Consider the following 14,573-nt stretch of genomic DNA (forward strand, 5'->3'; position numbering starts at 1 on the left):
AATCTGGAGATTCCCATGCGAACCAAAACCCTTCTGCGAGCGACGCTGCTGGCGGCGTCGCTCGGTATCGCGGCGGCTCTTCCCGCCAAGGCGGACGAGCAGTATTTCCCGCTGCAAAGCTATCGCGTCGGTCCCTATGCGGCCGGCGGCACCGGGTTTTTCGGCGGATTCATCGACTATATGAACCTGATCAACATCCGCGACGGCGGCGTCAACGGGGTGAAGCTGGTCTGGGACGAATGCGAGACCCAGTACGAGGTCGAGCGCGGCATCGAGTGCTATGAGCGGGAGAAGAACGAACATGCGCCCGCCGGCCCTGCCGCCTTCAACCCGCTCAGCCTCGGGATCCAGATCGCGCTGATCGATCGGAGCTTCACCGACAAGGTTCCGATCATCACCATCAATCACGGCCAGACGGCGACCTCCGACGGACGCGTCTATCCCTATCTGTTCCCGCTTCTTCTCAATCCGCCCAGCGAGACCTCGGCGATCATCACCTACATCGCCCAGCGCGAAGGCGGGTTCGAGGGCCTGAAGGGCAAGAAGATCATCGTCCTCTATCACGGCTCGCCCTACGGCAAGGAGACGATTCCGGTCTACGAGCTCCTGGCCCAGAAATACGGCTTCAACCTGCAGCAGATCGAGGTGCCGCATCCCGGCAACGAGCAGCAGGCGCAGTGGCTGACGATCCGCCGCGAGAAGCCGGACTATGTGGTGCTGCGCGGCTGGGGCGTGATGAATCCGGTGGCGCTCAAGACGGCGCAGAAGGTCGGTTATCCGGCCGACCATATCATCGGCAACATCTGGTCCAATTCGGAAGAGGACGTGATCCCGGCCGGCGGCGCCGCCAAGGGCTATATCGCGATCATCACGCAGCCCTCGGGCACCGATTTCCCCGTGCTCCAGGACATCATCAAGACCGTCTACGGCGCCGGCAAAGGCAACCTCGAGGACAAGAACCGCATCGGCAGCGTCTTGCACAACCTCGGTGTCGTCAACGGCATCCTCAATGTCGAGGCCATCCGCATCGCCCAGGCCCATTTCGGCAATCGCGCGCTGAACGGCCAGGAGGTGCAGTGGGGCTTCGAGCATCTCGATATCGACGAGAAGCGCATCGCCGAGCTGGGCGCCGCCGGGCTGCTGCAGTCGATCCACGTCACCTGCGCCGATCACGAGGGCAAGGGCGCCGTGAAGTTCGAGCAGTGGGACGGCAAGAAGTGGACCGTGGTCAGCGACTGGATCAACCCGGACCGCGAGCTGCTCTGGCCGATCATCCGGCAGGGCTCCGAGCAATACGCCAAGGAGCACAACATCACGCCGCGCGACTGCTCGGAAAACCCGAGCTGACGCGCGAGCGTCCGACCGAGCGAGGGGCCCCGCGGCCTTGAGCCGCGGAGCCCCTCGTCACCCGTTCCTTCGTGCCCGGCACGGCCCAAGACCATCGATCGACAGCGACATGAGCAAGCAGAACAACAAGAAGAAGGCCCATCTCCTGGGCTTCATGCAGAACGGCTTCAACAGCCATGCGACCGGCATGTGGCGCCATCCGCGCGACAAGGTGAACTGGGACTATGGCCGCCCGGAATATTGGCAGCATATCGCCAAGGTGCTGGAGCGCGGCCTGTTCGACGCGATCTTCATCGCCGACCAGCTCGCCCCCTATGCCACCTACAAGGGGTCCTCCGACCACAGCGTCCGCTACGCCGTGCAGTTCCCCTGCAACGAGCCCTCGACCATCGTCCCGGTCATCGCGACCGTGACGGACAAGCTCGGCATCGGCGTGACGCTCTCGACCGCCTTCGAGCATCCCTATTCGATGTGCCGGCGTCTCTCGAGCCTCGACTACCAGTCGGGCGGCCGGATCGCCTGGAACATCGTCTCCTCCTTCTCGCATGGCGAATGGAACGCCTATGGCGTCGACGGGCGCGAGCGGCAGGACCGCTACGAGCGGCTCGAGGAGTATATGGAGCTTTGCTACAAGCTCTGGGGCTCGTGGGACGAGGGCGCCGTCATCGCCGACAAGAGCAGCGGCATCTATGGCGATCCCTCGAAGATCCACGAGGTCGACCATGACGGCACCTACTTCAAGTGCAAGGCGCGGCATTTCGTGCCGCCCTCGCCGCAGAACCATCCCGTGCTCTGGCAGGCGGGCTCCTCCAACCGGGGCCGCGATTTCGCGGCCAAGCATGCCGAGGCGATCTTCGCCGTGCTGCCGACGCTGGCCCGGATGAAGGAGTATTCGCAGGATCTCGCCCAGCGCACCACCGAGCGTTTCAAGCGGCCGGCCGGCAGCGTCAAGAAGATCTTCGGACTGCAGACCGTGGTCGGCGAATCGCGCGCCGAGGCCGAGGAGAAGTTCGCCCATATCCGGGACTGCATCCCGCTTGAGGGGGCGCTCGCCTGGATCTCCGGCCATTTCGGCCTGGATTTCTCCAGATACGCGCTCGACGAGAACGTCGCCAATATCGAGGTGCCCGGCATCCAGGGCCTGTTCGAATCGATCGTCTATGCCAAGGACGGCGCCCCCGTCACCGTCAAGGAGGCGGCGCTGATCTATGCGCAAGGCATGGGCATGCCGGTCGCGGTCGGCACGGCCAAGGACATCGTCGACCAGATGGAAGTCTATCTGGACGAGGGCGGTGCCGACGGCTTCATGCTGATCACCACCTTCACGCCCGGCTGCTACGAGGAATTCGTCGACTGGGTCGTTCCCGAGCTGCAGCGCCGCGGCCGCTACCGCGACCGTTATGCCGGTTCGACCTTGCGGGAAAACCTGCTGCAGTACTGATCAGAGGAACCCTCATGTCCCCGCCGGAAACCCAGCTCTCGCTCGAAGGCATCGCGGTCGTCTATAACCGCGCCATCCATGCGCTCCACGATGTCGGCTTCTCGGTCGGGGCCGGCGAGATCGTGGCGCTGCTCGGCGCCAACGGCGCCGGCAAGTCGACCACGCTCAAGGCGGTCTCCAACCTGCTGCCGGCCGAACGCGGCCAGATCACGCGCGGGAGCATCCTGTTCGAGGGCGAGGACATCGCCCGGCAGCGCACCTCGGGCCTGGTGCGGCGCGGCCTGGTGCAGGTGCTGGAAGGGCGCCACTGCTTCCGGGCGCTGACGGTCGAGGAGAATCTCGTCACCGGGGCCCTGGGGCGCGACGCCTCCCATCGCGAGATCCGCGACGACCTCGAGCGGGTCTATGCGCATTTTCCCCGGCTCAAGGAGAAGCGCCGCACCACGGCCGGCCTGACCTCGGGCGGCGAGCAGCAGATGACGGCGATCGGCCGGGCCCTCATGTCCCGCCCGCGCCTCCTGGTGCTGGACGAGCCCTCGATGGGCCTGGCGCCGCTGGTGGTCCAGGACATCTTCACGGCCCTGAAGACGCTCAATGCGGAGGCCGGGCTCACGATCCTGGTGGCCGAGCAGAACTCGACCGTGGCGCTGCGCCATGCCGACCGCGCCATCGTGCTCGAGAACGGCCATTCGGTGCTGGAAGGCACCGCGGCCGAGCTCAGGGCGCGCGAGGACATCAAGGCCTTCTATCTGGGCGAAAGCGCCTCGCTCGCCGGCGCCGGCGAGCCGGCGCGGACCGCCTGACATCCGACAGACAGACAACGCAGGGAGAAACCATCATGGCGAACACCAATCTCGCGCGGGCCTTGCCGAGCAAATACGAGGAGCTCGACCAGGCGATCGCCGACAAGATCGCGAAGGATGCCGAGCGCAACGATGCCGAAATCCGCTTTCCGCGCGAGAACCTCGAGGCCCTGGCCGAGATCGGCTGGGCCGGCGTGCTGACCGAGCCGCAATATGGCGGGCTCGGTTTCTCCCATATCGATTTCGCCGAGGCCAGCTATCGCATCGGCCAGGCGGACGCCTCGACCGGCCTCGTCTATGTCATGCATGTCGGCGCGGTGCAGACCATCAACCTCTTCGGCAATCACGACCAGAAGGAACGCTGGCTCAAGGCCGGCGGCCGCTTCCTGCTCGGCACCTACTCCACCAGCGAGCGGGCCTCGGGCGGCCACTGGTGGTACAACTTCTCGGAAGCCTCGCGCGACGGATCGGACTATCTCGTCAATGCGGAGAAATCCTTCACCACCAGCTCCGGCAAGGCCGACTATTACGTGCTGCAGACCCGCACGCCGGGGGCCAAGGACCAGACCGACATCACCTTCTTCATCGTGAACGGCAAGGCCCCCGGCATCACGCCCGGCCGCTGGGACGCGCTCGGCGTGCGCGCCAACCATTCGGGCTCGATCAAGTATGAGGGCGTCAAGGTCCCGCAGCGCGACCGCCTGGGCCAGGAGGGGCAGGGCAAGGACATCATCTATCACGGCGTCTCGCCGGTCTATCTGATCGGGCTGGGCGCCGTCTGGGAAGGTGTCGCCAAGGGCGCGCTCGACGCCGCCACGGCGCATGTGACGGGCTTCGTCCATCAGGACAAGAACAAGAGCCTCGCGGACTATCAGGCGATCCGCCAGCAGCTGGGCGAGGTCAAGGTGCTGCTCGAATCGCTCCGCCCCTGGCGCAACGAGCTGGCGGCGAAGCTCGACGAGCTGCAGCGCGCCGGCAAGCCGCAGGGCGAGATCCTGATCCCGCTGACCGAGTTCAAGGTCCATGCGGCGGAGGTGGCCAACAAGGCCGCCGCGGCCGCGCTCACCGTGACCGGCGGCTATGGCTATCGGCGCGGCAAGCTGGAGCGCCTGTTCCGCGACGCCCGCGCGGCGATCGCGATGGGTCCCTCCAACACCATCGCCCGCGAATGGATCGGCAAGGTCCTGGTCGGGCAGCCGCTCGAGCTCTTCTACGAAGGCGGCGAGTGAGCGAAACCATGAAGGATCGGGCGCGGAACCGGAGCGAACGATGACGCAGACCAAGACGGCCCCGCACGCGGCCGAGAAGACCGACGTGCTGTGGTTCCTGCCGACCCACGGCGACGGGCGCTATCTGGGCTCGGAGGTCGGCGCCCGGCATGTGTCGCTGGGCTATCTCGGCCAGATCGCGCGGGCGGCGGACGAGCTCGGCTATTACGGCGTGCTGATCCCGACCGGGCGATCTTGCGAGGATTCCTGGATCGTCGCCTCGACCATGGTGCCCCTGACGCAGCGGTTGCGCTTCCTGGTGGCGGTGCGGCCGGGGCTTTCGGAGCCATCGATGACGGCGCGCATGGCGGCGACGCTGGATCGCCTCTCCGGCGGCCGGCTCCTCGTCAATGTCGTGGCCGGCGGCGACCCGCTCGAGCTCAAGGGCGACGGCATCTTCCTCGACCATGACGAGCGCTACGCCGTCACCGACGAATACTTGACGATCTGGAAGCGGATTCTTTCCGGCGATCCGGTCGATTTCCACGGCAAGCATCTGCGTATCGAGGCGGGCAAGCTGCTCTACCCGCCGGTGCAGAAGCCCTACCCGCCGCTCTATATCGGCGGCTCCTCGCCCGCCGGTCATCGCGTGGCGGCCGATCATGTCGATGTCTACCTGACCTGGGGCGAGCCGCCGGACGATGTCGCCGCCAAGATCGCCGATGTGCGGGCCTTGGCGGCCGAGCGCGGGCGCAAGGTCTCCTTCGGCATCCGGCTCCATGTCATCGTCCGCGAGACCGCGGCCGAGGCCTGGCGCGAGGCCGACGCGCTCATCAGCCAGCTCGACGAGGGCGCGATCGCGACCGCGCAGAAGGCCTTCTCGCGTTTCGATTCCGTGGGCCAGCAGCGCATGGCGCGGCTCCATGGCGGCAAGCGCGACAAGCTCGAGATCAGCCCCAACCTCTGGGCCGGCGTCGGGCTGGTCCGCGGCGGCGCGGGCACGGCGCTGGTGGGCGACCCGCATCAGGTCGCGGAGCGCATGAAGGAATATATGGCGCTCGGCATCGACCGCTTCGTGCTGTCCGGCTATCCGCATCTCGAGGAATGCTACCGCTTCGCCGAGCTGGTGTTCCCGCTGCTGCCGCTGAAGGCGACCACCGGCAACGATCTGGGGCCGGCGCGCAATGCCGGGCCCTTCGGCGAGGTGATCGCCAATGTGGCGGCGCCGTCGCAGCGCCGGACCAGCCAGTCGTGACCGGCCCCGCCGTTCCGCAGATCGCCCCGCAGATCGCCATCGTCGGCGGCGGTTTCACCGGGGCGGCGGTCGCGCTCTATCTGCTGCAGAAGACACCGTCGGTACGGGCGTCGATCGAGATCTTCGAGCCTGGCACGGTTCTGGGTGCGGGCCTTGCCTATGCGACGCCGGATCCGGAACATCGGATCAATGTCGCGGCGGCGCGCATGGCCTTGTTCTCCGACGACCCCACCCATTTCGACCGTTGGTTCCATCTCTCGGGCGAGATCAAGGTCGATCCGCGGGCCGTGGTTTCGGAAGGCCGGACCTATCCGCGCCGGGCCGTCTTCGCGCGCTATGTCGACGGGCTGCTGCGCGCGGCCGCGCGGGAGGCGGACCAGATCGAGTTCCGCCATACCCGCCGGCGGGTCGAGCAGATCGCGCGCTCGGCGGACGGATATCGGCTGCGACTCGAGGGCAACGAGACGCGCCGGGCCGATCTCGTCGTCCTGGCCGTGGGGCACCCCACGCCAGCGCTGCCGAAGCCGCTGCGGGCCGTGGCGGGGCATCTCCGCTTGATCGGGAATCCCTGGCCCGTCGATGCTCTGCAGCCGATCCGTCCGACCGATCGCATCCTGATCGTCGGCACCGGGCTGACGATGGGCGACGTGGTCGCCTCGCTGCGGGCCCGCGGCCATGAGGGCGCCATCACGGCCGTTTCCCGCCGCGGCCTGACGCCACGGCCGCGCACGGCCGGAAAGGTCGAGCCGCTGGGGGATTTCGCCCGTGAGCCCGCCCGGACGGTCTCAACCCTGTTGCGGCAGGTCCGTGTCGCCTTGCGTGATGCCAAGGCCGCCGGCCGGCCCTGGGAAGACGTGGTCGACGCGCTGCGCCAGCAGGCGACCGCGATCTGGCGGGCGCTGCCGGCGCCCGAGAAACACCGTTTCCTGCGGCATCTGCGCCCTTACTGGGACGCGCATCGCTATCAGGCGGCGCCGCAGATCGACGGTCTCGTCGTCCGGGAGCGGCAGAAGGGCGGGCTCCAGATCCTCGCGGCGTCGCTGCAGTCGGTGGCGCCCGACGGCGACGGTTTCCAGGTCGCGCTGCGGCCGCGCGGCCAGGCCGAGACCGTGACCGAGCGTTTCGACGCGATCGTGAATTGCACCGGCCCCGCGCACGACAGCGTGGTGCGCGCGAACCCGGCCTTGGCCTCGCTGGCCGGGGCCGGCGCGCTTCAGGCCGACGAATTCGGCCTCGGGATCGAGACCGATCTCGAGGCCCGCGTCATCGATCGCGATGGGACGCCGAACGAAACCCTGCTGGTGGTCGGACCCCTCGCGCGCAGCGCTTATGGCGAGCTGATGGGCCTGCCGCAGGTTTCCTGGCAAACCCACCAGGTCGCCGAGCAGGTGGCGGAATGGCTGGGGCGATCCGAGCGGCAGCTTTCTTCCCCGCGGATTCCGGCGCCATCGGTCGGCGCTCCGGAACGGCGCGCGGCGGGGTGACAGGAAGGGTCAGCTCACCTGGATCTGCGCCACGGCGGCGCGGGCGATGGCGTCGAGGCCGTCGCCGCCCGCTTCCAGGATCTGCCGGATCTCGCGGCGCATGCGCGGGTCCCAGAACATCTGGATATGGGCGGCCGTGTCGGCGACCGCGCGCGCCTCGCCCTTGAGGCGGAAGGCATGCGCGATCTGGTTGGCCATGGTGACGAGGCGCTGCGGTTCCATGGGTGGGCTAGCGGTCCTTGATCCGTTCGGGATGGGTATAGACCTGGAACCCGTCGTCCCTTGCGCCGGCGACGAGGGTAAGACCGCAAGCCTCGGCGGTCTCGATCGCAAGCGTGGTGGGCAGGGAAACGGCCACCAGGATGGCGATGCCGGCGGTCGCGGCCTTCTGCACCATCTCGACGCTCATGCGGCTGGTGATGACGGCGAAGCCCGGCGCGTGATCGCCGTCGGGCGCCATCCGCGCCCGGGCGCCGATCAGCTTGTCGAGCGCGTTGTGGCGGCCGACATCCTCGCGCGCCAGCACCGGCTCGCCCTCGAGCGTGAACCAGGCGGCGGCATGGACGGCATGGACCTCGCGGTTGAGCGGCTGCAGGGCGGGCAGGCTGGCGACGGCGGCCGCGATCGCCTGGCGCGACACCACGGGGCCCTGGCCAAGCTGAGGCAGGGGGCGCAGCGCATCGTCGATCTCGGCGATGCCGCAGAGCCCGCAGCCGGCGCGTCCCGCCAGGTTGCGCGGCCGGGCACCCAGCATGCGGGCCCGCCGCTCCGGGATGGTGACGTCGATCTGCAAGCCCTTGCCGTGGTCGGTGATCTGGACCGGGCCCACCTCGCTGGCCCGTTTCACGATCGCCTCGGCCAGGCTGAAGCCCAGCGCGAAATCCTCGAGATCGGCCGGGCTGCCCATCATCACGACATAGGACTGGCCGTTATAGGTGATCGCCAGCGGCATCTCGACCGCGACCGCGCGCTCGATCGTTTCCTGCCGCCCGCCGGTCCAGCGATCGGCCGGCCGCGGGGCCGCGGCACCGGTCGCTTCGCGCGATTCCGGTGCCGGCCTGGGCGTCGTCAGCGATGCGGGGGAGCGCGTCAGCATCCCGTCCGGCGTCCTATTCGGCCGCCGAGGCCGCGGCGATCCGGCGCGCGCGCTTGGTGAAGACGTCGTTTTCCTCCTGCCAATCGGAGCGGCGGTTGGTCGGACGTACCTCGACGGCGGTGACCTTGTATTCGGGGCAGTTGGTCGCCCAGTCCGAGAACTCGGTCGTCACCACATTAGCGCCGGTGTCGGGGTGGTGGAAGGTGGTGTAGACCACGCCCGGCTGCATCCGCTCCGAGACCTTCGCCCGCAGCGTGGTCTCGCCGGCGCGGCTCTTCAGCAGCACCCAGTCGCCGTCATTGATGCCGCGATGCTCGGCGTCGTGCGGGTGGATCTCGAGCCGGTCCTCCTCGTGCCAGGCCGTGTTGGCGGTGCGGCGCGTCTGGGCGCCGACATTGTACTGGCTGAGGATGCGGCCCGTGGTGAGGATCAGCGGGAAGCGCGGGCCGGTGCGCTCGTCGGTCGGGACATACTCGGTCAGCACGAACAGCCCCTTGCCGCGCACGAAGCCCTTCTCATGCATGATCGGCGTGCCCAAGGGCGCCTTGTCGTTGCAGGGCCACTGGACGCTGCCCAGCTCCTCGATGCGCTTGAAGGAGACGTTGGCGAAGGTCGGCGTCAGCCGCGCGATCTCGTCCATGATCTGGGATGGATGCGTGTAGCTCATCGGATAGCCCAGCGCCGCCGAGAGCTTCATGGTGACTTCCCAGTCCGCATATCCCGCCATCGGCGGGATCGCCTTGCGCACCAGGTTGATGCGCCGCTCGGCATTGGTGAAGGTGCCGTCTTTTTCCAGGAAGGAGGAGCCCGGCAGGAACACATGGGCGTAGCTCGCGGTCTCGTTCAGGAACAGGTCCTGGACCACGACGCATTCCATCGCGGCAAGCGCCGCGCCCACATGGTGCGTGTTGGGATCGGACTGGAGGATGTCCTCGCCCTGGACATAGAGGCCCTTGAAGCTGCCATCGATAGCGGCATCGAACATGTTGGGAATGCGCAGGCCCGGTTCCGGATCGATCGGCACGCCCCAGGCCGCCTCGAACAGCGCGCGCGTCGCTTCGTCCGAGACATGGCGGTAACCCGAGAGCTCATGCGGGAAGGAGCCCATGTCGCAGGAGCCCTGGACATTGTTCTGGCCGCGCAGCGGATTGATGCCGACGCCGTTGCGGCCGATATTGCCGGTGACCATGGCGAGGTTCGCCATCGCCATGACCGTGGTCGAGCCCTGGCTGTGCTCGGTGACGCCGAGGCCGTAATAGATCGCGGCATTGCCGCCCGTGGCGTAAAGCCGGGCGGCGGCGCGCAGATCCGCCGCCGGCACGCCGGTATAGGCCTCGGTCGCCTCGGGCGAGTTCTGCGGATCGCGGATGAAGGCGAGCCAGTCGCGGAAACTCTCGAGGTCGCAGCGCTCCTTGACATAGGTTTCGTTGAGGAGGCCCTCGGTCGCGATCACATGCGCCAGCGCATTGACGACCGCGACATTCGTGCCCGGCTTGAGCTGCAGATGGTATTGGGCCTCGATATGGGGCGAGCGTACCAGGTCGATGCGACGCGGATCGACGACGATGAGCCTGGCGCCCTCGCGCAGGCGGCGCTTCATGCGCGAGCCGAAGACGGGATGGGCATCGGTCGGGTTGGCGCCGATCACCAGGATGACGTCGGCCTCGGCGACGGAATCGAAATCCTGCGTGCCGGCCGAGGTCCCGAGCGTGGTCTTGAGCCCGTAGCCCGTCGGCGAATGACAGACGCGCGCGCAGGTATCGACATTGTTGTTGCCGAAGGCGGCGCGGATCATCTTCTGCACCAGGAAGGTTTCCTCGTTGGTGCAGCGCGAGGAGGTGATGCCGCCGACCGAGTTGCGGCCGTATTTCGCCTGGATCCGCTTGAACTCGGAGGCCGTGTAATCGATCGCCTCGTCCCAGGAGACCTCGCGCCAGGGCTGGTCGATGCTGGCGCGGATCATCGGCTTCAGGATGCGCTCCTTGTGGGCGGCGTAGCCCCAGGCGAAGCGGCCCTTGACGCAGGAATGGCCGTGATTGGCCTTGCCGTCCTTCCAGGGCGTCATGCGCACGACGGTGTTGCCGTTGAGCTCGGCCTTGAAGGAGCAGCCCACACCGCAATAGGCGCAAGTCGTGATGACCTCGCGGCGCGGCTGGCCCAGCTCGATCACCGATTTTTCGATGAGGGTCGCGGTCGGGCAGGCCTGGACGCAGGCACCGCAGGAGACGCATTCGGAACCGAGGAAGCCTTCGTCCTGGCCCGGCGAGACATGCGATTCGAAGCCGCGCGCGCCGATCGTCAGCGCGAAGGTGCCCTGGACCTCCTCGCAGGCCCGCACGCAGCGCGAGCAGACGATGCATTTGGAGGGATCGAAGGTGAAGTAGGGGTTGGACTCGTCCTTCTGCGTGTCGAAATGGTTGGCGCCCTCGTAGCCGTAGCGCACCTCGCGCAGGCCCACGGCACCCGCCATGTCCTGCAGCTCGCAGTCTCCATTCGCGGCGCAGGTGAGGCAGTCGAGCGGATGGTCGGAGATATAGAGCTCCATCACGCCCTTGCGCAGCTTCTGCAGCCGCTCGGTCTGGGTCTTGACCTTCATGCCGGGCTCGACCGGCGTGGTGCAGGAGGCGGGCGTGCCGCGGCGGCCCTCGATCTCGACCAGGCAGAGCCGGCAGGAGCCGAACGGCTCGAGGCTGTCGGTGGCGCAGAGCTTGGGGATCGAAAGTCCGGCCTCGACCGCCGCATGCATGATCGAGGTTCCGGCCGGAACCGTGATCGGCTGGCCGTCGATCTCGAGCGTCACGGGCGCACCCTGGCGGGCCGGGGTGCCGTAATCGATCTCGGGTTGCAGAGCCATGGCGACCCTCCTTCCGGGTCCGTTACTCGGCAGCGGCCGGAACCGGCCGCTTGAAATCTTCGGGGAAATGTTCGAGCGCGCTCAAGACCGGCAGCGGCGTCAGGCCGCCCAGCGCGCAAAGAGAACCGTCCGTCATTACTTCGCAGAGATCGCGCAGCAACGCCGTCTGCTTGTCCGGATCTCGGCCCGCGATGATACGGTCCAGGACCTCGACGCCGCGGGTCGAGCCGATGCGGCAGGGGGTGCATTTGCCGCAGGATTCGAGGGCACAGAATTCCATCGCGAAGCGGGCCTGGCGCGCCATGTCCACGCTGTCGTCGAACAGCACCATGCCGCCATGGCCGAGCATGCCGCGCTTGGCGGCGAGCGCCTCGTAATCCATCGGCAGGCCGAGCAGGCTCACCGGCAGATAGGCGCCGAGCGGTCCGCCGATCTGGACCGCCCGCAGAGGCCGGCCGCTGCGCGTGCCGCCGCCGAAATCGTTGATCAGCGTATCGAGCGTGACGCCGAAGGCGAGCTCGACGAGGCCGCCATATTTCACATTGCCGGCGAGCTGCACCGGCAGGGTGCCGCGCGAGCGGCCCATGCCGAAATCGCGATAGGTCTCGGCCCCCTCGGAGAGAATGAAAGGCACGGTCGCCAGCGTGATCAGGTTGTTGACCACGGTGGGCTTGCCGAACAGGCCCTGGAGGGCCGGCAGCGGCGGCTTGAAGCGGATCACGCCGCGCTTGCCCTCGAGGCTTTCCAAGAGCGAGGTCTCCTCGCCGCAGATATAGGCGCCGGCGCCGAGCCGGACCTCGATGTCGAAATCATGCGGGCTGCCGAGGATGCGGCGGCCGAGCTTGCCTTCGTCGCGCGCGATCTGGACCGCCTGCTTGAAGGTGCGGAAGCTGTGCGGATATTCCGAGCGGATATAGACGAAGCCCTGGGTGGCGCCGACCGCGACGCCCGCGATCGTCATGCCCTCGATCAGCACGAAAGGATCGCCCTCGAGCAGCAGGCGGTCGGCGAAGGTGCCGCTGTCGCCTTCGTCGGCATTGCAGACGATGTATTTCTGGTCGGAAGCGGCGCCCAGCACCGTCTTCCATTTGATGCCCGTGGGAAAGCCGGCGCCACCGCGGCCGCGCAGGCCCGAGACCGTGACGGCCTCGACGATTGCGGCCGGCTCCAGGGTCAGTGCCTTGGCGAGCCCGCGATAGCCGCCATGCGCCTCATAGTCCGAGAGCGAGAGCGGATCGACGATGCCGCAGCGCGCGAAGGTCAGGCGCTGCTGGCGCTTGAGATAGGGAATCTCCTCGACCAGGCCGAGGCGCAGCGGATGTTCGCCGCCCTCGAGGAAATTGGCGGCGAGGAGGCCCGGCACATCCGCGGGCGTCACCGGCCCATAGCCGACACGGCCCGCCGGTGTCTCCACCTCGACCAGCGGCTCCAGCCAGAACAGGCCACGCGAGCCGTTGCGGACGATCTCGGCCTGGGCGCCCTTGCGCTGGAGCCCCTGGGCCAGCGCCTCGGCCACCTCCTCGGCGTCGAGCGAGAGGGCGGTGGAATCGATGGGTACGAAAATCCGGGTCACGCCTTGCGCTCCTCGGCGACATGGCGCGCCAGATGCTGCTCGATCTTCTTCAGATCGACCCGGCCCAAGACGCGGTCATCGAGCATCGCGGCGGGGCCGCAGGCGCAATTGCCGAGGCAGAAGACCGGCTCGAGCGTGAGCTTGCCGTCGGCCGTGGTCTCATGGAAACCGATACCGAAATGGGCCTTCACCTCGGCCGCGAGCCGGTCCGTGCCCACCGACTGGCAGGCCTCGGCGCGGCAGAGCTTCAGCACATGGCGGCCGGGCGGCGTGCGGCGGAACTCGTGATAGAAGGAGACGACGCCATGGACCTCGGCGCGCGACAGATTCAGCGCCTCGGCCACCATCGGGACGGCCTCGCTCGGCACATGGCCGAACTCTTCCTGCAAAGCATGTAAAATCGGCAGGCATGGACCCGCCTGCGATCGATATTGCTCGATCAGCTCCGCGGCCCTTGCTGCCGACCAGGGCATGACGCCCATGGCGCTCTCCCACGCGTCGGTCGGTTGTCGCTGATAGGATATTGATAGCCCGCAGCTATTTCAAAGTGGAACAAGCTATTATTTGATAGATTTCATCTATCAATTATTACCCATGGGCTTCATCGACCGACCGCAAAGTTTCATCGATATCAAGGGTTTGGGCCACTTCGACCAAAGCCCGGGCGGTCGGCTGCAACGGGTCCCGGTCGGGATAGACCAGCCCGATCGCGCGCTCGGGCCGGGGGCTGGCGAGCGGCAGGGCCCGCAGCCAGTGCGGCTGCCCCAGGAGATGCAGCGAAGCCTGGCTCAGGATGGCGGCCAGCCCGCTGCGCACATGGGTATAGAGCCCGAGGATCGAATCCGATTCGACCACCGGGACGGGCAGGGCGCCGGCCTCCTCGAAGGCATGGTTGATGATGCGCCGGTTCTGCATGTCGGGGGTCAGCAGGCAGAGCGGCACCGCGGCGGCTTCGGCCCAGCTCACCTCGCGGTGGCCCGTGAAGAGATCGGGATCGCCCGTGACGAGATAGTAGCGCTCGCGATAGAGGGCGACGCTGCGCACGCGCAGGAGCGGCTCGTTGTCGAGATAGGTGAGGGCCGCGTCGATCTCGAAATTGTCGAGCCCGCGCTGGATCTCGATCGAGCTCATCGACAGCACCGTCAGATGCACGCGCGGATAGAGGTGGCGGAAGGGCGTGGTCAGGAGGCCCAGCGCCGCCAGCGCCGTGGGGATGACGCCGATCGTGAGATGGCCGCTCAAGCCCTCCTTCAGCAACGCCACCTCCTGATGCATCGCATCGCGGTCGGCGAGGATGCGGTGGGCCCATTCCACGATCCGTTCGCCCTCGGGCGTCAGACCGCGGAAGCGCTGGCCGCGCTCGACGATCAGCACGCCGAGCTCGGATTCGAGCTCGCGGATCGCGGCCGAGAGCGTGGGCTGCGTCACATGGCAGGCGGTCGCCGCCCGGCCGAAATGGCGCTCGCGCGCCAGCGTCACGAGATATTCGAGCTGGCGAAGAAGCATCGCCCG

12 protein-coding genes are annotated in these 14,573 nt (G+C 67.5%); 6 read left to right on the plus strand and 6 right to left on the minus strand.

The window, feature by feature from the left end; genetic code table 11:
- Window positions 1-15: 15 nt before the first annotated feature.
- The 6 genes from FRZ61_RS00890 to FRZ61_RS00915 all read left to right on the plus strand — a co-directional run bounded on the left by FRZ61_RS00890 (window position 16) and on the right by FRZ61_RS00915 (window position 7,538).
- A complete protein-coding gene (locus FRZ61_RS00890; protein ID WP_151114511.1) occupies window positions 16-1,347 on the plus strand; it encodes an ABC transporter substrate-binding protein in 1,332 nt (443 codons plus the stop codon).
- A gap of 109 nt (window positions 1,348-1,456) precedes the next feature.
- Window positions 1,457-2,788, plus strand: a complete 1,332-nt coding sequence (locus FRZ61_RS00895) for an LLM class flavin-dependent oxidoreductase (protein WP_151114512.1) — start codon at window positions 1,457-1,459, stop codon at window positions 2,786-2,788.
- Between the two features lie 14 nt (window positions 2,789-2,802).
- Window positions 2,803-3,591, plus strand: a complete 789-nt coding sequence (locus tag FRZ61_RS00900) for an ABC transporter ATP-binding protein (RefSeq protein WP_151114513.1) — start codon at window positions 2,803-2,805, stop codon at window positions 3,589-3,591.
- A gap of 35 nt (window positions 3,592-3,626) precedes the next feature.
- On the plus strand, window positions 3,627-4,820 hold the full coding sequence (locus tag FRZ61_RS00905; protein WP_151114514.1) for an acyl-CoA dehydrogenase family protein: 1,194 nt from the start codon (window positions 3,627-3,629) through the stop codon (window positions 4,818-4,820).
- 40 nt (window positions 4,821-4,860) lie between these two features.
- A complete protein-coding gene (gene ssuD / locus FRZ61_RS00910) occupies window positions 4,861-6,054 on the plus strand; it encodes an FMNH2-dependent alkanesulfonate monooxygenase (RefSeq protein WP_151114515.1) in 1,194 nt (397 codons plus the stop codon).
- A complete protein-coding gene (locus FRZ61_RS00915) occupies window positions 6,051-7,538 on the plus strand; it encodes an FAD/NAD(P)-binding protein (RefSeq protein ID WP_151114516.1) in 1,488 nt (495 codons plus the stop codon). The genes ssuD and FRZ61_RS00915 overlap by 4 nt, the downstream gene beginning before the upstream one ends.
- Before the next feature lie 9 nt (window positions 7,539-7,547).
- Here the strand turns inward: FRZ61_RS00915 and FRZ61_RS00920 are convergent, their stop codons facing one another.
- From FRZ61_RS00920 to FRZ61_RS00945, 6 genes are all read right to left on the minus strand, one after another.
- Window positions 7,548-7,760, minus strand: coding sequence for a formate dehydrogenase subunit delta (locus tag FRZ61_RS00920; RefSeq protein ID WP_151114517.1), 213 nt, complete (start codon window positions 7,758-7,760; stop codon window positions 7,548-7,550).
- Window positions 7,761-7,767: 7 nt separating this feature from the next.
- Window positions 7,768-8,634, minus strand: a complete 867-nt coding sequence (gene fdhD, locus FRZ61_RS00925; RefSeq protein WP_151114518.1) for a formate dehydrogenase accessory sulfurtransferase FdhD — start codon at window positions 8,632-8,634, stop codon at window positions 7,768-7,770.
- A 13-nt stretch (window positions 8,635-8,647) separates the two neighbouring features.
- Window positions 8,648-11,488: a formate dehydrogenase subunit alpha gene (gene fdhF / locus FRZ61_RS00930; protein ID WP_151114519.1), complete on the minus strand. Its 2,841-nt coding sequence runs from the start codon at window positions 11,486-11,488 to the stop codon at window positions 8,648-8,650.
- A gap of 22 nt (window positions 11,489-11,510) precedes the next feature.
- Window positions 11,511-13,061, minus strand: coding sequence for a formate dehydrogenase beta subunit (locus tag FRZ61_RS00935; protein ID WP_151114520.1), 1,551 nt, complete (start codon window positions 13,059-13,061; stop codon window positions 11,511-11,513).
- Window positions 13,058-13,543 (minus strand): formate dehydrogenase subunit gamma, encoded by a 486-nt coding sequence (locus FRZ61_RS00940; protein ID WP_151114521.1) that lies wholly within the window; start codon window positions 13,541-13,543, stop codon window positions 13,058-13,060. Before FRZ61_RS00940 ends, FRZ61_RS00935 begins: the two co-directional genes overlap by 4 nt.
- A 106-nt stretch (window positions 13,544-13,649) precedes the next feature.
- Window positions 13,650-14,567: a LysR family transcriptional regulator gene (locus tag FRZ61_RS00945; protein WP_151114522.1), complete on the minus strand. Its 918-nt coding sequence runs from the start codon at window positions 14,565-14,567 to the stop codon at window positions 13,650-13,652.
- Window positions 14,568-14,573: the final 6 nt, after the last annotated feature.

Origin of the sequence: Hypericibacter adhaerens (assembly GCF_008728835.1) — a bacterium.
Lineage (GTDB): Bacteria > Pseudomonadota > Alphaproteobacteria > Dongiales > Dongiaceae > Hypericibacter > Hypericibacter adhaerens.